Annotated in this window: 12 protein-coding genes; 9 read left to right on the top strand and 3 right to left on the bottom strand. The window is 72.3% G+C overall.

Translation table 11 applies throughout. The features are described 5' to 3' along the window. Positions 1 to 252: 252 nt before the first annotated feature. The 5 genes from LY12_RS24745 to LY12_RS24725 all read left to right on the top strand — a co-directional run bounded on the left by LY12_RS24745 (position 253) and on the right by LY12_RS24725 (position 6,544). Positions 253 to 1,641 (top strand): MFS transporter, encoded by a 1,389-nt coding sequence (locus LY12_RS24745; RefSeq protein WP_253859880.1) that lies wholly within the window; start codon positions 253 to 255, stop codon positions 1,639 to 1,641. Between the two features lie 175 nt (positions 1,642 to 1,816). After that, the gene (gene nirB / locus LY12_RS24740) at positions 1,817 to 4,333 is read left to right on the top strand and encodes a nitrite reductase large subunit NirB (RefSeq protein WP_253859879.1); all 2,517 of its coding nucleotides are present in this window, start codon (positions 1,817 to 1,819) and stop codon (positions 4,331 to 4,333) included. Further along, entirely contained in the window at positions 4,330 to 4,692 is a 363-nt protein-coding gene (nirD, locus tag LY12_RS24735; protein ID WP_253859878.1) for a nitrite reductase small subunit NirD, read from the top strand. The genes nirB and nirD overlap by 4 nt, the downstream gene beginning before the upstream one ends. Then, a complete protein-coding gene (locus LY12_RS24730) occupies positions 4,689 to 5,804 on the top strand; it encodes a uroporphyrinogen-III synthase (RefSeq protein WP_253859877.1) in 1,116 nt (371 codons plus the stop codon). The genes nirD and LY12_RS24730 overlap by 4 nt, the downstream gene beginning before the upstream one ends. Further along, on the top strand, positions 5,801 to 6,544 hold the full coding sequence (locus LY12_RS24725; protein ID WP_253859876.1) for a sirohydrochlorin chelatase: 744 nt from the start codon (positions 5,801 to 5,803) through the stop codon (positions 6,542 to 6,544). Before LY12_RS24730 ends, LY12_RS24725 begins: the two co-directional genes overlap by 4 nt. An 11-nt stretch (positions 6,545 to 6,555) precedes the next feature. Here the strand turns inward: LY12_RS24725 and LY12_RS24720 are convergent, their stop codons facing one another. Continuing rightward, the gene (locus LY12_RS24720) at positions 6,556 to 6,954 is read right to left on the bottom strand and encodes a DUF3224 domain-containing protein (RefSeq protein WP_253859875.1); all 399 of its coding nucleotides are present in this window, start codon (positions 6,952 to 6,954) and stop codon (positions 6,556 to 6,558) included. Between the two features lie 63 nt (positions 6,955 to 7,017). On the opposite strand from LY12_RS24720, the gene LY12_RS24715 reads away from it, so the two are divergent. Then, on the top strand, positions 7,018 to 7,995 hold the full coding sequence (locus LY12_RS24715) for a helix-turn-helix transcriptional regulator (RefSeq protein WP_253859874.1): 978 nt from the start codon (positions 7,018 to 7,020) through the stop codon (positions 7,993 to 7,995). A 193-nt stretch (positions 7,996 to 8,188) separates the two neighbouring features. Next, a complete protein-coding gene (locus LY12_RS24710; RefSeq protein WP_253859873.1) occupies positions 8,189 to 9,040 on the top strand; it encodes a uroporphyrinogen-III synthase in 852 nt (283 codons plus the stop codon). Between the two features lie 46 nt (positions 9,041 to 9,086). On the opposite strand, the gene LY12_RS24705 is transcribed toward LY12_RS24710, so the two are convergent. Both LY12_RS24705 and LY12_RS24700 read right to left on the bottom strand, forming a co-directional pair. Continuing rightward, a complete protein-coding gene (locus LY12_RS24705) occupies positions 9,087 to 10,028 on the bottom strand; it encodes a siderophore-interacting protein (protein WP_253859872.1) in 942 nt (313 codons plus the stop codon). A 154-nt stretch (positions 10,029 to 10,182) separates the two neighbouring features. Beyond that, positions 10,183 to 10,473: an MGMT family protein gene (locus tag LY12_RS24700; RefSeq protein WP_253859871.1), complete on the bottom strand. Its 291-nt coding sequence runs from the start codon at positions 10,471 to 10,473 to the stop codon at positions 10,183 to 10,185. A gap of 299 nt (positions 10,474 to 10,772) precedes the next feature. Between LY12_RS24700 and LY12_RS24695 the strand changes: the two genes are divergently transcribed. Beyond that, positions 10,773 to 14,195, top strand: a complete 3,423-nt coding sequence (locus tag LY12_RS24695) for an ATP-dependent helicase (protein ID WP_253859870.1) — start codon at positions 10,773 to 10,775, stop codon at positions 14,193 to 14,195. After that, positions 14,192 to 17,578: an ATP-dependent helicase gene (locus LY12_RS24690; RefSeq protein WP_253859869.1), complete on the top strand. Its 3,387-nt coding sequence runs from the start codon at positions 14,192 to 14,194 to the stop codon at positions 17,576 to 17,578. Before LY12_RS24695 ends, LY12_RS24690 begins: the two co-directional genes overlap by 4 nt. Positions 17,579 to 17,643: the final 65 nt, after the last annotated feature.

The raw sequence follows: 17,643 nt of genomic DNA, 5'->3' as shown, positions 1-17,643 counted from the left end.
GTGGGTTCTTCGTGGGCTTCCCGGTGCCGGGCTGGTCGGCCATGCGGCGCGACAACCCTTCGCCGTCGTCCTCACCCCTCCCGTCCTCACCGCCGTCGCCGCGCGTGGTGAGGAACCGTTAGCACGGCCGGAATCGCCGCCACAGCCCGGCGAAACAGTCCCTTCCTAGCGTGATCGCACGCCACGTCGCCACCGTCGACGGTGAGACAGACCGTCGGCCCGGCGACGGCCGTCACGCCGAAGGAGACTTCCATGACGCTCGCACCGGAGAAACCGCCCGCCGAGCCCACGCTCGCCCGACGGCGAGGACGTTGGATCGACAACTGGGAGCCCGAGGACCCTTCGTTCTGGAACGCCGTCGGCAGGAAGGTCGCCTGGCGGAACCTCGGCTTCTCGATCCTGGCCGAACACCTCGGCTTCAACGTGTGGATCCTGATGAGCATCGTCGTGGTGAACCTGCCCGACGCCGGGGTGCACTTCGGAGTCGGGCAGACGTTCTGGCTGATCATCGTTCCGAACCTCGTCGGCGCGCTGCTGCGCGTGCCCTACACGTTCGCGATCCCGCGATTCGGCGGGCGAGTGTGGACGACGATCAGCGCGTCCCTGCTGATGATCCCGTGCGTGATGCTCGTCGTCGCGGTCACCAGCCAGGCGCCGTTCTGGTTCTTCCTGCTCACCGCGGCCGCGATGGGGTTCGGCGGCGGCAACTTCTCGTCGTCGATGAGCAACATCTCGTTCTTCTTCCCCGAAGGGAAGAAAGGCTTCGCGCTGGGGCTCAACGCCGCGGGCGGCAACCTCGGCGTGGCCGTCACCCAGCTGCTGGTTCCCCTGGTGATCAGCATCGGCACCGGTGTCGACCTCGCCTACGCGGCGTTGATGTGGATGCCGCTGATCGTCGTCGCCGCGGTGTGCTCGTGGACGCTGATGGACTCGCTCACCTCGGCGAAACCGGACGGCAGTTCGTACCGCACGGCGTTGCGCAACAAGCACACGTGGGTGATGTCCCTGCTCTACATCGGGACGTTCGGCTCGTTCATCGGTTTCTCGTTCGCGTTCCCCTCGCTGATCCAGCTCACGTTCACCGACCACACCGCGTTCGTCGGGCTGGCGTTCCTCGGCGCGCTCATCGGGTCGGTCACCCGGCCGTTCGGCGGCTGGCTGGCCGACCGGCTCGGCGGCGCCCGCATCACCCAGTGGAACTTCGCGGGCCTGGCGATCGGCACGGTCGGCGTGATGGTCAGCGTCTCGCAGGAGAGCTTCGCGCTGTTCTTCGGCTCGTTCATCCTGCTGTTCGTGCTCACCGGCATCGGCAACGGCTCGACGTACCGGATGATCCCGATGATCTTCGCCGAGGAGACGAGGAAGAACGCCGGCGCCGACGCCGATGCGGACGTGATCGCGAAGGCGGCCAAGCGGCAGGCGGGGGCGGTCGTCGGGGTCGCGGGTGCACTCGGTGCGTTCGGCGGCGTGCTGGTGAACCTCGTCTTCAAGTTCTCCCTCGAAGGCGGCGGCACGTTGACGCCCGCGCTCGCCGCGATCCTCGCCTTCTACGGCGTGTGCATGGCGACGACGTGGTGGTTCTACCTGCGCACCCGGATCGCCGTGGATCGGGTGCCGAGCCTCGCGTACGCGCGTGTGTGAGCAGCGAGCAGCGGAGGCGAGCACACACGGGGGTCACGCCGTGACGACCCGCGTCACCGTCACCGTCGCCGAACTGGGAAGGGAACTGTTGGTAACGCCGCGGAAACACGACGGAAGTGGTCAGGACACGACCACTGGTGAGCATGGAACGCAGACATCACTGGAGGTGTGAGTCATGAGTCGAACGCTGGTGGTCGCCGGGCACGGCATGGTGGCCCACCGCCTGGTGGAGGCGCTGCGCGGCGACGACGTCGACGGAACGTGGCAGGTCGTCGTGTTCGGTGAGGAGCCGCGGCCCGCCTACGACCGGGTCGCACTCACGTCCTATGTGGACACGTGGGACGCGGCGGGGCTGGCGCTGCCCGGCGCCGAGTACGCCGGTGACGACCGGGTCGAGCTCGTGCCCGGCGACCCGGTCGACGCGATCGACCGGCAGGCCAAGCGGGTCACGACGCGGAGCGGCCGGGTGCAGCACTACGACGCGCTCGTGCTCGCCACGGGGTCACGGCCGTTCGTCCCGCCGGTCGAGGGTGCCGACCTGCCCGGCGTGTTCGTGTACCGCACCATCGAGGATCTCGACGACATCCGGGCTGCGGTGGAACGCGCCCGGGCTCGCCGGGGCAGGCCCGCGGCCGCGGTCGTCGGCGGCGGGCTGCTCGGGCTGGAGGCGGCGAAGGCGCTGCGCGATCTCGGGTTGTCCCCGCACGTGGTCGAGATGGCGCCGCGGCTGATGCCGCTGCAGGTCGACGACGGTGGCGGCGGGTTGCTGAACCGCCTGATCACCGATCTCGACGTGACCGTCCACACGGGAACGTCGACGTCGGCGATCGTGCAGGACGGCGACCGGCTGCGGGCGAGGCTCGGCAACGGCACCGAGCTCGACGTCGACCTGCTCGTCTTCTCCGCCGGGGTGCGGCCGCGGGACGACCTCGGCAGGGAGGCGGGGCTCGACGTCGGTGAACGCGGTGGGGTGCTGACCGATGCCGCGTGTCGCACCAGCGACCCGCACATCTTCGCCGTCGGCGAGTGCGCCTCGGTGGAAGGCCGGGTGTACGGCCTCGTGGCGCCGGGTTACTCGATGGCGGAGGTGGTGGCGGCGACGCTGCTGGGCAGGGACGCGGTGTTCCCCGGTGCGGACACCTCGACCAAGCTCAAGCTCATGGGTGTCGACGTCGCCAGTTTCGGCGACGCGCGCGCGGCCACCGAGGGCTCGCTCGAAGTCGTGGTGAACGATCCGGTGAATGGTTCGTACAAGAAGCTCGTCGTGTCGGACGACGCGAAGACCCTGCTCGGCGGCGTACTGGTCGGCGATGCGAGCGAGTACAACCTGCTGCGCCCGCTGGTCGGCGAGGAGCTGCCGGGCGAGCCGGCCGCGCTGATCGGTCCCGCGGGCGGCGGGGAGGCGGTCGGCGTGGAGGCGCTGCCCGACGACGCCCAGATCTGCTCCTGCAACGCCGTCACGAAGGGGGAGATCAACGAGGCGGTCCACGGCGAGGGCTGTGACAGCGTCGGGGCGATCAAGAGCTGCACGCGGGCGGGCACGTCGTGCGGATCGTGCGTGCCGATGCTCGGCAAGCTGCTCGCGGCGTGCGGTGTCGAACAGTCCACGGCGTTGTGCGAGCACTTCACGCAGTCACGCGCCGAACTGTTCGAGATCGTCCGCGCCACGCGGATCACGACGTTCAGCGAGCTGATCGCCGAACACGGCACCGGTGCGGGCTGCGCCGTCTGTAAACCCGCCGTGGCCTCGATCCTGGCCACGCTCGGCAACGGTCACGTGCTCGGCGGAGAGCAGGCGACACTGCAGGACACCAACGACCGGTTCCTGGCGAACATGCAGCGCAACGGCACGTACTCGGTCGTGCCGCGAGTGCCGGGCGGCGAGATCACCCCGGACCGGCTGATCGTGATCGGCGAGGTCGCGAAGGACTTCGGCCTCTACACCAAGATCACGGGCGGGCAGCGCATCGACCTGTTCGGCGCCACCGTCGAGCAGCTGCCGCGGATCTGGCGGCGGCTCGTGGACGCGGGGTTCGAATCGGGCCACGCGTACGGGAAGGCGTTGCGGACCGTGAAGTCGTGTGTGGGCACGACGTGGTGCCGGTACGGCCAGCAGGACAGCGTCGGCCTCGCCGTGGAACTCGAACTGCGCTACCGCGGACTGCGCTCCCCGCACAAGCTCAAGGCCGGGGTGTCAGGGTGCCAGCGCGAGTGCGCCGAGGCGCGGAGCAAGGACTTCGGCGTCATCGCGACCGAACACGGCTGGAACCTGTACGTCGGCGGCAACGGCGGCGCGGTGCCCCGGCACGCGGATCTGCTGGTATCCGGTGTGGACACGGCCGAGCTGGTCCGGATCGTCGACCGGTTCCTCATGTTCTACGTCCGCACGGCCGACCGGTTGCAGCGCACCGCCGCATGGCTGGACGAACTGGACGGCGGCCTCGACCACCTGCGGGACGTGGTCGTCGACGACAGCCTCGGCATCTGCGGCGAGCTGGAGGCGGCGATGGCCGAGCACGTCGCGCACTACGAGGACGAGTGGAAGGGCGTGCTGGAGGACCCGGAGAAGCTGGCGCGGTTCACGTCGTTCGTGAACGCACCCGGCACGCCGGATCCGACAGTGGCCTTCGAGACCGAACGTGAACAGCCCGTGCCCGTGATGCTGGGCGTACCGGAGGTGGCGAACCGATGACCGTGCTGTCCGACGAGCAGCAGGCCGGATCCACGGTGTGGACGCCCGTCTGCCGCGTGGAGCAGGTGCCGCTGGCCGCGGGCGTGGCGGTGCTGCTCGACGGCGGCCTGCAGGTCGCGGTGCTGCGCACCGCGGGCGACGAGTTCTTCGGGCTGTCCAATGTCGACCCGTTCTCCGGCGCCGCCGTGCTGTCCCGCGGCATCGTCGGCGACGTCGGCGGCGTTCCCGTCGTGGCGTCGCCGATCTACAAGCAGAACTTCGACCTGCGCACCGGGCAGTGCCTCGACGAGGCGGGCGTGCGAATCGACGTGCACCCGCTGCGTATCACCGACGGCGTCGTCCACGTAGGAGTGCGATGACCGACATCCTGCCGCTCGCCGGGTACGCGATCGGCATCACCGCGGCCCGCCGGGCCGACGAGCTCGGCGCGCTGCTGGTGCGTAAAGGCGCTACCGTGCGCAACGGCCCGGCCATCCGGATCGTCCCGCTGGCCGACGACTCGGAGCTGCACGCCGCTACCCGGCTGCTGCTCGACGAACCGGTGGACGTCGTCGTCGTGACGACGGGGATCGGATTCCGCGGCTGGGCCGAGGCCGCGGAGGGCTGGGGCATCGGCGACGAGCTGATCGAACGCCTCGGGCACTCCCGGGTGCTCACCCGCGGGCCGAAGGCGAAGGGCGCGGTGCGGTCCGCCGGACTGTCCGAGGTGTACTCGCCGGCCTCGGAGAGCAACGCCGAACTGCTGCAGCACCTGCTCGACTCCGGAGTGGACGGCCTGCGGATCGCGGTGCAGCTGCACGGCCAGCCGCTGCCGTACTTCGTGGAGGCGCTACGAGCCGCCGGCGCCGACGTCGTCGAGATCCCGGTCTACCGGTGGGTCGGTCCAGCGGACCCGGGCCCGCTGGACCGGCTGATCGACGCGGTACTCGACGGTGCGATCGACGCGATGCCGTTCACCAGCGCGCCCGCGGCGGCGAGCATGCTCGCGATGGCGTCCCGGACGGGCAGGCACGCGGCCCTGGTGGATGCGCTCAGCAGCAGGGTGCTGGTGGCGTGCGTCGGCCCGATCACGGCAGGTCCGCTGGCCGCGGTGGGCATTCCGACCGTCCAGCCGAGGCGGGCGCGGATCGGCGCGCTGGCGCGCGAGGTCGCCGACACGCTCGTGGCGCGATCACCACGGCTGGCCGCGGCGGGCAGCGAGATCGAACTGCGTGGCCAGGCGGCCGTGGTGGACGGGCAGCTGCGGGACGTGGCGCCCGCGCCGATGGCGGTGCTGCGAGCGCTGGCCCGCCGTCCGGGACACGTCGTGTCGCGGCGTGAGCTGACGACTGCGCTGCCCGGCGGTGGGGAGGAGCACGCGGTCGAGACGGCGATCGGCAGGCTCCGCACCTCGCTCGGCGAGGGCAAGCTGGTGCAGACGGTCGTCAAGCGCGGATATCGGCTGGCCGTCGCGGTGGGAGGCGAGTCGTGATCGTGCTGACCGCGCACGGGACGCGGGATCCCGCCGGTCCCAAGGTGATCGACGAGCTCGCCGACCGGGTGCGGGCGTGGGGCGAGGCGGTGACGGTCGCCTACGCCGACGTCCGCGCCCCCGACGTCACGACCGTCCTCGACGGACTGTGCGCTGCCGGGAACGTCGAACCCGTTGTGGTGCCTGCGTTTCTGGCGACCGGATACCACGTGCGCACCGACATCCCGCAGCAGATCGCGGTGAGCCCACTGCCGCGTACGCCGGTTGCGGAGGCGTTCGGCCCCGCACCGGAACTCATCGACGTGCTGGCCGACCGTGTGCGGCAAGCCGGCTACCGGACCGGTGACGCCGTGGTACTGGCCGCGGCCGGGTCGCGTGATCCGCGGGCGCTCGCCGAGGTGCGCACGGCGGCGCGTGCCCTCGGCGAGCGGCTGGGCACGCCGGTGCGCATCGGGTACGCGGCCACGGCCTCCCCGAGTGTCGCCGACGCCGTCGCCGAGGCGCGTCGGCCGCGGCGCCGCGTGGTCGTCGCGTCCTGGCTGCTGGCTCCGGGGTTGTTCCAGCGGCGACTGGAGGGCGCGGGTGCCGACGCCGTGGCGGCCCCGCTCGGTGCGCATCCCGCCGTGGCCGACCTGGTGCTGCGCCGGTACGCCGAAGCGGGCCGCATCCGGGCGGAACCGGCTTCGGCGGGATCGGCCGCCTCGGCGGGCACCGCGTCGGTGCGGTGCCCGCCGAGGTGATGGTCGGATGCTCAGTCGAACCGGTAGTCGAAGGTGTAGTCGATCGTCTCGGTGACGCCCTTCGCCGTGCCGTGCCCCGTGATGCCGGCGAGGTCGCCGGTGCCGGAGCCGGGGACGACCGACCAGGTGTCGTCGATCCCGTCCGCGCCGTAGCGCACGTCGTGTCGGACGACGAAGCTGCCCGTGCGCCCGTCGACGGTGCCTTCGATCCGTTCGACACCGGGGGAGGCCTGGCCGCCGTCGGTGAATCCCTCCCCGGGGTAGTACAGCAGGTAGTCGCAGGTCGACGTGCCTTCGATGGCGCCGGTGTAGGTGAAACTCGCCCGCGCGTGGGCGTAGCGCGGCGCGCCCTCGTCACCGGAGGCGACGTGTTCGTTCCAGGTGTTCATGGTGAAGGTTCCCGTGTTCATGGCAGCCACTCTCGCGGGCTTTCTTGCCATCTTCTGTCACGTTTTCCGGGCAGAATGTGAGGTATGCGTGCGGGCCGGTTGCTGTCGATCCTGCTGTTGCTGCAGAACCGTGGGCGGATGACGGCGGGCGAACTCGCCACCGAGCTGGGAGTCTCCGTCCGCACCGTCTATCGCGACGTCGATGCGCTGTCCGAGGCGGGCGTCCCGGTGTACGCCGACCGCGGCAGAGCGGGTGGTTTCCAGCTGCTCGGCGGCTACCGCACCCGGCTGACCGGGCTGAGCGAGGACGAGGCGCGGTCACTGGCGCTGGCCGGCCTGCCCGATGCGGCCGCCGAACTGGGGCTGGGCACGGTGCTCGGCGCCGCGCAGCTGAAACTGTTCGCGGCGCTGCCCGAGCAGCTGCGCGCCGGTGCGGGTCAGGTGGCGGAGCGGTTCTACCTCGACGTCCCCGGTTGGCACCGCGAGGTCGAACGGCTCGCCCACCTGTCCGACGTCGCCGACGCCGTGTGGCGCACGCGGCGGCTGCGCGTCGACTACCGCCGGTGGGACGGCTCCGCCGCCTGCCGCACCCTCGAACCGCTCGGACTCGTGCTGAAGGCGGGCGTCTGGTACCTGGTCGCGCGGTGCGACGGCAGCGATCGCACTTACCGCGTGAGCCGCATCGTGACGATGTCCGACGCAGGCGAGTTCTCGCGGCCGGACGGGTTCGATCTCGCCGAGTACTGGCGCGTGTGGTCGGAGGGATTCGAACGGCGGATGTACTCGGAGACCGCGACCGTGCGGCTGTCTCCGCTCGGGCGGCGTCTCGTGCCCGTGTACCTGGGGAGCGTGGGCGCGGCGGCACTGGAGACGGCGCAGGCCGAGGGCGGCGAGCCCGACGAGGACGGCTGGTGCACGGTGCGACTGCCCGTCGAGGCGGGCAGGCCGGGCGTGGGGGAACTGCTGCGGTTCGGCCCGGACCTGGAGGTGCTCGAACCCGAGCAGCTGCGCACCGCCGTCGCCGAGGCGATCGCTGCGACCGCGGCCCGGTACACCCGGTGAGCACCGGCCGGGCATCCGGATCACCGGAGCGGCCCCGGTGATCCCGCACGGCTGAACCCGGCACCGCTGAACCCGGACCACCGAAGAATCCTGGGCGGTGGCTCCGGAATCGGCCGCCCAGGCCGTGGCGAGGTCGACAAGCCCGGGACGGGATATCGTGGCCGTTCGCGGCAGCTGGTGAGAGCGGGGAAGCATGGCAGAACTCGACGACGTCGCCATCGGCATCACGGCGGAGCGGCGCTCCGGCGAGTTCATCGACGCACTGGAACGGCGGGGCGCGTCGGTGTGGCACGGGCCGACGCTGCACATCGTGCCGCTGGCCGACGACGACCGGCTGCGCGCGGCGACCGACGACGTCGTCGCGGGTGGGGTCGACCTGGTGGCGGTCACGACCGGTGCCGGATTCCGCGGGTGGCTGTCGGCCGCCGAGGGCTGGGGCGTCGCCGACGAGCTGACGGGCGTGCTGTCGCGGGCGCGGCTGTTCGTGCGCGGTCCGAAGGCGACGGGCGCGGTCCGCGGGCACGAACTGGCCGAGGAATGGTCGTCCCCGGAGGAGAGCAACCGGGAACTGTTCGCGCACCTGCTCGACCGGGTCGTCGAGGAGCAGCGTTCCGGCAAGCAGGGCGCCGGAAAGCAGGGTGTCGGGGGATGCCGCGTGGCGGTGCAGCTGCACGGACAGGCGCTGCCGGAGTTCACCGATCCGCTGCGGGATGCGGGGGCGACGGTCGTCGAGGTGCAGCCGTACCGGTGGCAGTGGCCCGACGACCTGGGGCCGGCGCGGCAGCTGATCGACGGCGTGCTCGATGGCCGGCTGCAGGCGTTGGCGTTCACCAGTGCACCCGCGACGGCCAATCTGCTGCGGCTCGCCCGCGACGACGGCCGCTACGAGGAGCTGCTCGCGCGGCTCGGCACCGACGTGCTGTGCGCGTGCGTCGGCCCGGTGACGGCGGCGCCGCTGGTGGACGCGGGGGTGCGGGTGGTGCAGCCGGAGCGGCAGCGGCTGGGCGCGCTGGTGAAGCTGCTCGCGGCGGAACTGGGCGGCTGACCTCGCCGGAACCGGGCGGCTGGCTGCGGGGCGGTTGACCGCGGGGTCAGTCCGCCTGTACGGACGCCGCCCGTGCGAGGCCGTCGCGGCCGACGTCCTCTTCGGACCGGCCGTGTCGCCAGTAGCCGGTGAACGTGATGGCGCGCTTGTCGACGCCGCGGTCGCGGACGAGGTGGCGCCGCGCGAACTTCACGAGCTCGGCCTCGCCCGCCAGCCACGCGTACGGCGCGGCGGCGGGCAGGTCGGCCGCGCGGACGGCGTCGAGCACCGAGTTGCCGTACGCGCCGGGGCTGCGCACGACCCATCGGACGTCGACGTCGGCGGCCGGGCTCGGCAGGTCGATCCGGTCGGCGGGGTCGCCGACCTCGACGAACACGCGGGCGCAGGCGTCGCGGGGCAGTTGTTCCAGGATCGCTGCGATCGCGGGGATCGCCGACTCGTCGCCGACGAGCAGCTGCCAGGTCGCGCTCTCGGGGACGGAGTAGATGCCGTGCGGTCCCATCAGCGCGATCTCGTCGCCGGGGCGCGCGTCCGCGGCCCAGGTCGAGGCCGGTCCGCCGTCGGCGTGCAGCACGAAGTCGATGTCCAGTTCGCAATGTTCCGGCCGGAATGCGCGGACGGTGTAGGTGCGCATCGGCGGGCGGACCTCGTCGGGCATGGCCAGGTAGGTGCGGTACCAGGACGTGGTGTCGCCCTCGATGGGAGGCGGCAGGTCCGGACGGGTGCGGCCGCCGTGGGGGAAGAAGACCTTGACGTACTGGTCGGGCGCTGCGGTGACGAAGCCCCGCAGGTCGTCGCCGGTGAGCGTCACGCGCACGAGGTGCGGGGTGAGCCGCCGGGTCGCCGACACCGTCAGGCGCCGGAAGGTGAACTGCGGCGGCCGATCGTCGGCCGGTGCGGTCGCTGCCGGAGTCGATGCCGCTGCCGGAGTCGATGCCGGTGCCGGGGTCGCTGCCGGTGCCGCGTGGGACTGCGCCGTGACGATCATTAGGCAAGCCTAACCGAATGCGCAACCCCTGGGTGGCGGTGTGGCGCGGCTCTCGAACTACTCGGCTTCTGAACTACCCGGTTCTTGAACTACTCAGCCGTTGAACTACTCGGCAGTTAAACTACTCGACTTGTGAATTACTCAGCTTGTTGAACTACTCCGGCCGCCACCGGTAGGTGCGCAGGTCGATGCGCTGCCCGTCGGCGAGAACCCCTTCGCCGCGGAGCAGTTCGAGCTGCCGGTGCACTATGTGGGGCGCCGGGGTGCCGTTGGCGCGCAGCACCCGATGCCAGGGAATGTCGGCGCCGTCCTCCGACAGGACCCGGCCGACCAGCCGGGGTGTCGGGGCGCCTGCGAGGGCGGCGATGTCGCCGTACGTGGCGACCGTGCCGGGCGGGACCGTCGTGACGGCGTCGCGGATCCGCTCGTGCAACTCCTCGTCCATGACAGCGAGCCTAGGCGTGGCCGGATGAGCCCCCACAAGGGCACCTTGGGGCATCGAACACCGCCACACGTCGGCGTGTCGATGAGGGGCGGTGGTCGAGTCGGCGAGCGGGAACGCCGAGTCCCCCTCGTTGACGCGGCTCGCCGAGGGGTCGACGGTGTTCGCCCGAGGGGTCACTGTGCGGCCCGCGTCCCCGTCGTGAGGGGAGGATTCGTGGCGTTCAGTGCGACCACAGTGCCCTTGGGGGCAGGTTGCGCGGCTCGACACGTCCGACGTGCCGGAGGAGCTGTCGGGGGGACATGGTTCCATCGGAAGCCGTGAGCAGGAGTGGTCTGAATGCCCGGTTGGTGCGGCCGCCGGCACCAGCGGCACCCGCTCATGTCTGGGAGCCCGATGCAGCCCGGTTGCTCGACGCGCCCGCGGGGTTCGTCCGGGTCCTCGGCGGCCCCGGCACCGGTAAGACGGCGCTGACCGCCGAGCTCGCGGCCGAGCGTATCCGCGGTGGGGCCGACCCGGAGAGCATCCTCGTCGTCACCGCGTCCCGCCGCGCCGCGAACGAGGTGCGGCGGGACATCACCCGGCGCATCACGGCCGCGGGCGCCGGCGACGACCCGGCCGATGCCGGAACTCACCGCACGGTCCGCGAACCGATGGTGCGGACGGTGCATTCGTACGCGTTCGCCGTCCTCCGGCTGCAGGCGAATCTCACCGGCCAGCCCGAACCGCGGCTGCTGTCCGGGCCGGAACAGGACGTCGTGGTCCGTGACCTCCTCGCAGGCGACCTCGAACGGGGCGCGCCCGACTGGCCGGAACGCCTGCGTCCCGCGCTCGGCGTCGCCGGGTTCGCCGAGGAGGTGCGGGACCTGATCCTGCGCGCCGCCGAACGCGGACTCGGGCCCGAGGACCTCGTCAAGCTCGGCCGGTCGGAGGGGCGCGAGGAATGGGTCGCGGCGGGGAACTTCTGGCGCCAGTACGAAGAGGTGACGTTGCTGCACGGGTCGGGTGGTCACGCGCTGGGCACGCCCGGCGCACCCGCCATGGACGCCGCCGAACTCGTCGCGAGCGCGCTCGTCGAACTGGAGGGCGACCCGGAACTGCTGGAGCGTGAACAGCACCGGCTGCGGCACGTGCTCGTCGACGACGCCCAGCACCTCGACCCGCTGCAGCTGCGGCTGTTGCGGCTGCTCGGCGGAACGGCCGACGACTTCCTGCTCGCCGGCGACCCCGATCAGTCCGTGTTCTCGTTCCGCGGCGCGGACCCGACGCTGCTGTCGGGGCTCGACGGGGCGCGGACCGTCACGCTCACCCGCACCCACCGGCCCGGGCCCGCCGTGCACGACGCCGTCACCCGCATTGCGCGCGGGTTCGCGGGCGCCGGTGCGGCCCGCGACACCCGGCCGGTGGAACCCGACCCGGACAGTGCCGTGGTTCCCGGTTCCGTGCGGGCACGGCTGTTCCCGACGCCTGCCGCCGAGGCGTCCTGGCTCGCGGACCGGCTCCGCCGCGCCCACCTGCTCGACGAGGTGCCGTGGGAGGAGATGGCGGTACTGGTGCGGTCGCCGACCCGGTCGATGCCGGTGCTGCAGCGAGCGCTGGCGGCCGCGGGCGTGCCGATCGCGTCGGCCGCCGAAGAGGTTCCGCTGGCCCGCCAGCCCGGCGTGCGGCCGCTGTTGGAGGTCCTGCGGTTGGCCACCGATCCCGACGCGCTCGACGCCGACGTGGCCGAGATGCTGCTCGCCTCGCCGCTCGGCGGTGCGGATCCGCTGGCACTGCGCCGGTTGCGGCGCGGCCTGCGGCGGCTGGAACTCACCGGCGGCGGTGAGCGGTCGAGCGACGAACTGCTCGTCGAGGTGCTGCGCGGCGGCGACATCCTCGCGGGCCTTGCCGACGCCGAGGCGGCACCGGTGCGCCGCGTCGGTGGCCTGCTGGCCACGGCGCGCGAGGCGGCGCAGAGCGGTACGGACGTCGAGAACGTGCTGTGGCGCGTGTGGCAGACCAGCGGCCTGGAGAAGCGGTTGCTCCGGCAGATCGAACGCGGCGGTTCGCTCGCCGCGCAGGCCGACCGCGACCTCGACGCCGTTGTCGCGCTGTTCGACGCCGCGGGCCGATATGTCGACAGATTGCCGAGAGCGAGCGTCGGGGGCTTCGCCGAGTACCTGACCTCGCAGCACATCGCCGGTGACAGTCTCGCTCCCGTCGCCGCGCGCGGCAGCGGCGTCGCGCTGCTCACGGCGCACGCCGCCGCGGGTCGTGAGTGGACGGTCGTGGCGGTGGCGGGCGCACAGGAAGGCGGCTGGCCGGACCTGCGGCCACGCGGCACGCTGCTCGGCGTGGAGCGACTCGTCGATCTGCTGTCCGGAGTGGACAGCGACGGCGTGTCGCTGATCGCACCATTGCTGGCCGAGGAACGGCGGCTGTTCTACGTGGCCGCGAGCCGTGCGCGCTCGGAACTGCTGGTCACGGCGGTGCAGGGGGAGGACGAGCAGCCGTCACGGTTCGTGGAGGAACTGCTGGCACACGAGGAGGACGCCGCCGACGCGGGTCCCGACGTGCGGGTGTACCGGCGGGAACGGGCGCTCGTGCTGCCGGAACTGGTCGGCGAGCTGCGCTCGGTGGTGTGCCGCCCCGGAGAACCCGCCGATCGCAAGCGGCGTGCCGCGAAACAGCTCGCCCGGCTCGCGCGTGCGGGCGTGCCCGGTGCGCACCCGAGCCAGTGGTACGGCCTGCACGAGCCGAGCACCGCCGAACCGCTCCGAAAGCCCGGCGAACCCGTGCGCGTGTCGCCGTCCACGGTCGAGGTGCTCGCGAAGTGCCCGCTGCGGTGGCTGATCGAACGCCACGGCGGTGCCGACCCGTCGCAGCTCGCCGCCGTCACCGGGACACTCGTGCACGCGCTCGCGCAGGCGGCCGCGTCCGGCGCCGACCACGCCGAGATCACGGCCGAACTCGACAAGGCGTGGACCAAAGTAGACGCCGGTGCGCCGTGGTTCTCCCGCCGGGAGCGGGTGCGGGTCGAGCAGATGGTGCAGAACTTCCTGAACTGGCTGCAGCAGAGCAGACAGGACCTCACTCAGCTGGCGGTGGAACAGGAGATGTCCGTGCAGCTGCCGGCGACGCTCGACGTGGCAGGCGACGGCAGCCGGAGCAGCGACACCGACGGCAGCGACACCGAAGCCGGCGACATCGACGGCGGCGACACCGGCGCTGTGGACGCAGCGGCCGGGGCCGATTCGGACGCCGCGGGCACCGGTGGTGCGGATCCGGAACTGCGGGTCACGTTGACCGGCCGGGTCGACCGGCTCGAAATGGACGGCCAGGGCAGGCCGGTCGTGGTCGACCTCAAGACGGGCAAGAACGCGGTGAGCGCCAAGGACGCGGAGCAGCACCCGCAGCTCGCGGCGTATCAGCTGGCGGTGCTGCTCGGCGCGTTCGAGCATCACCTGCGGACCACGCAGTCCGCGACCGCGCAGCCCGCGACGAAACCCGGCGGTGCCAAGCTCGTGTACGTCGCCAAGTCCCACACCAAGACCGGTTCCAGTGAACGGCAGCAGCCGCCGTTGGACGACGACGGCGAGGTGCACTGGCTGCGGCTGGTGCGCGACGCGGCGGCCGCGACCGCGGGCCCTGCGTACGAGGCGCGCGAGAACAAGGACTGCGACCGGTGCCCCGCGCGGTCGTCGTGCCCCGCGCGTCCCGAGGGCAGGCAGGTGACGGGACCGTGACACAGCTGGTGAGCCCCGCCGAGGTCGCAGACGCCCTCGGCCTGCCGACGCCGACCGACGAACAGGCCGCGGTGATCGCCGCGCCGCCGGAGCCGTCACTGGTCGTCGCCGGTGCGGGTGCGGGCAAGACGGAGACGATGGCCGCGCGTGTCGTGTGGCTGGTCGCCAACGGCCTCGTCACGCCCGAACGCGTCCTGGGGCTGACGTTCACCCGCAAGGCGGCGCGGCAGCTGGCCGACCGGGTACGCGCCCGCCTGCGCGTGCTCGCCGGGTCGGGTCTGCTCGACCGCATCGACCCCGGCGGCACGCGGCGGGCCGCGGTGCTCGCGGGCGAACCCACGGTGCTGACGTACCACGCCTACGCAGGGCGGCTGCTCGGTGAACACGGGTTGCGGCTGCCGGTCCAGCCCGGTGCGCGGTTGCTGTCGGAGACCGCGTCGTGGCGGCTGGCGCACCGCGTGGTGTCGACGTGGGACCACGACCTCGACACCGAGCTGGTGCCCGCCAGTGTGACGGCGCAGCTGCTCGGGCTGACGGGCGAACTCGCGGAGCACCTCGTCGACGAGGAACGGCTGGCCGAGCACACGACGTGGCTGTGCGAACTGATCGAGAACGCACCTCGGGCCAAGGGCCAGCGTGCGGCGATGCCCGTCGATCTGCAGAAGATCCTGACGCCGCAACGGTTCCGGCTCTCGCTGCTGCCCCTCGTGGACGCCTACAAGCAGCGCAAGCGCGCCGAAGGGGCACTCGACTTCGCCGACCAGATGTCGCTGGCCGCCCGGCTCGCCGAAGGGCATCCGGAGGTCGTCGCCACCGAACGCGAACGCTACGGCGCCGTGCTGCTCGACGAGTACCAGGACACCGGCCACGCCCAGCGGGTGCTGCTGCGGTCACTGTTCGGGGGTAGCTGTGCCGAGGCGCTGCCCGTGACCGCCGTGGGCGACCCTGCGCAGGCGATCTACGGGTGGCGCGGCGCGAGCGCGGCGAATCTGCCCCGGTTCACCACCGACTTCCCGCGCGCGGACGGCGAGACCGGGCGCAGTCTGCCTGCCCGCGAATACGGCATGCTCACCAGCTTCCGGAACCCGCCCGAGGTGCTGACCCTCGCCAACGTGGTCGCCGAACCGCTGCGTGCGGGCGGGCTCGGCGTGCAGCGGCTCCGTGCCCGTGACGGCGCGCCCACCGCAGACGTCCGATGTGGACTGCTGCCGGACGTGCGGGCCGAACGCGAGTGGCTCGCCGACGAACTCGCCGGGATCTGGTACGCCGAACGGGATGCGACGGGTGCGCCGCCCACGGCTGCCGTGCTGGTGCGGCGCCGTGCCGACATGGCCCCGGTGGCCGAGCGGCTGCGCGCCCGGGGCCTGCCGGTCGAGGTCGTCGGTCTCGGCGGGCTGCTCGACGAACCGGAGGTGGCCGACCTCGTCGCGACCCTGCGGGTGCTGGCCGAACCGCTGTCCGGCACCGCTGCGGCACGGTTGCTGACCGGGGCTCGTTGGCGGATCGCCGCGGCCGACCTCGGTGCGCTGTGGCGCAGGGCGAACGAGCTCTCCGCCGACGGCGACGACATCGTCACCGAACGCGCCGAGGAAGCCGGTCTGGTCGACGCGCTCGACGACCCCGGCGAGCCGGGGCGGTACTCCGAGACCGGTTTCGCCCGCATCACGCGGCTCAGCAAGGAACTCGGTGCGCTGCGCAGGCGGCTCGACCAGCCGTTGCCCGAACTGGTCGCCGACGTCGAACGCACCATGCTGCTCGACGTCGAGGCGATGTCGCGGCCCGGCGGCGCGGGACGGGCGCACCTCGACGCGTTCGCCGACGTCGTCACCGAGTACGCCGAGAACTCGCCCACCGGCACACTGCTGTCGTTCGTGGACTATCTCGCCACCGCCGAGCACGCCGAGGACGGGCTGCCGCCCGGCGAGGTCGAGGTGGCCGCCGACCGGGTGCAGGTGCTCACGGTGCACTCGTCGAAGGGCCTCGAATGGCGGGTCGTGGCCGTGCCGCACCTGGTGAAGGGCGTGTTCCCGGGAGACCGGCGGTCGTCCTCGTGGCTGCGGACCGTCACCGAACTGCCCGCTCCGCTGCGTGGCGACAGCCAGGACCTGCCCGAACTGCCACTGCGCGGCGACGAGAACCGCAAGGAGGTCCTCGACGCCTGCAAGGAACACGAGGCAGCGTTCGCCGATCGGCACGCCGAGGAGGAGCGCAGGCTCTGCTACGTCGCGCTGACCCGCAGCGAACAGCACCTGCTCGTGTCCGGGCACTGGTGGGGCGAGACCAGCGGCTCTCCGAAGGGGCCGTCGGCGTTCCTGACCGAGGTCGCCGAGGCCGTCGGCGCCGAGGAGACGATCGGCACGATCACCACGTGGGCCGACGCACCCGAGGAGGGCGCCGAGAATCCCCTCGCAGGGGAGAACGCCGAACCGGTGACCTGGCCCGCCGACCCTCTCGGCACGCGCAGGGACGCCGTCCGGGACGGCGCCGACGCGGTACTGGACGCCCTCGCCGTACTGGACGCCGACCCCGCGGACGCCACACCGGCCGCCGGGACCCGGGCGGCGCCGGAGTCCGCCGTGCCGGAGTCCGCGGCCACGGCGGACGAGCACGATCAGCTCGCGCTGCCACTCGGCGATTCGTTCCCGGATCCGGCCGAGTCTCCCGAGGCGCCGCCACCCGAGGACGCGCCACCCGAGGACGGCGATCCGGAGGGTTGGGCGGCCGACACGGACGTCCTGCTGGCCGAGCGTGAACGTGCCTCCGGCCGCACGGAGGACATCGCCCTGCCTGGGCAGCTGTCGGTGAGCCAGCTCGTCGAACTCGCGGACCGGCCCGACGAACTCGCCCGGCGGCTGCGGCGGCCGCTGCCGTTCCCGCCGAACGCCTACGCGCGCCGCGGTACCGCGTTCCACGGCTGGCTGGAACGCCGGTTCGCGGGGGACCGGTTGTTCGACCTCGACGATCTGCCCGGCGCGGCCGATCCGGGGGAGGCTCCGGACGGGGAACTGGACGCGCTGCGGCAGGCGTTCGAACGCAGCGAGTGGGCGCACCGCACTCCGCACGACGTCGAGGTGCCGTTCTCCACGGTCGTCGACGGTGTCACGGTGCGTGGTCGCATGGATGCGGTGTTCGCCGACGACGACGGTGGGTGGACCGTCGTCGACTGGAAGACCGGCGGCGTGCCGGACGAATCGGCGATGCAGGCGGTGTCGGTGCAGCTCGCGGCGTACCGGCTCGCTTGGGCGGGGCTGTCCGGTACTCCCCTGGAGAAGGTGCGTGCCGCGTTCCACTACGTGCGCCACGACCGCACCGTCCGTCCGGCCGACCTGGCCGACGCCGACGGTTTGCGCGCGTTGCTGCGATCGGTGGACGATAGCGGCTAGGGTTGCTCAGCGTGATCAAGGGACTGCTCCGGCAGCGGCCGCTGCCCGAACAGCCGGGCCACGCG

This window comes from Prauserella alba (assembly GCF_024171735.1).
GTDB classification, from domain to species: Bacteria; Actinomycetota; Actinomycetes; order Mycobacteriales; family Pseudonocardiaceae; genus Prauserella; species Prauserella alba.
This window is presented reverse-complemented; position numbering and strand designations above follow the sequence as displayed.

Excerpts from the sequence above, each read along its gene's own strand:
- LY12_RS24745 (WP_253859880.1), top strand. The coding sequence starts at position 253 with ATGACGCTCGCACCGGAGAAACCGCCCGCCGAGCCCACGCTCGCCCGA.
- nirB (WP_253859879.1), top strand. The coding sequence starts at position 1,817 with ATGAGTCGAACGCTGGTGGTCGCCGGGCACGGCATGGTGGCCCACCGC.
- nirD (WP_253859878.1), top strand. The coding sequence starts at position 4,330 with ATGACCGTGCTGTCCGACGAGCAGCAGGCCGGATCCACGGTGTGGACG.
- LY12_RS24730 (WP_253859877.1), top strand. The coding sequence starts at position 4,689 with ATGACCGACATCCTGCCGCTCGCCGGGTACGCGATCGGCATCACCGCG.
- LY12_RS24720 (WP_253859875.1), bottom strand. The coding sequence starts at position 6,954 with ATGAACACGGGAACCTTCACCATGAACACCTGGAACGAACACGTCGCC.
- LY12_RS24715 (WP_253859874.1), top strand. The coding sequence starts at position 7,018 with ATGCGTGCGGGCCGGTTGCTGTCGATCCTGCTGTTGCTGCAGAACCGT.
- LY12_RS24710 (WP_253859873.1), top strand. The coding sequence starts at position 8,189 with ATGGCAGAACTCGACGACGTCGCCATCGGCATCACGGCGGAGCGGCGC.
- LY12_RS24705 (WP_253859872.1), bottom strand. The coding sequence starts at position 10,028 with ATGATCGTCACGGCGCAGTCCCACGCGGCACCGGCAGCGACCCCGGCA.
- LY12_RS24700 (WP_253859871.1), bottom strand. The coding sequence starts at position 10,473 with ATGGACGAGGAGTTGCACGAGCGGATCCGCGACGCCGTCACGACGGTC.
- LY12_RS24695 (WP_253859870.1), top strand. The coding sequence starts at position 10,773 with ATGGTTCCATCGGAAGCCGTGAGCAGGAGTGGTCTGAATGCCCGGTTG.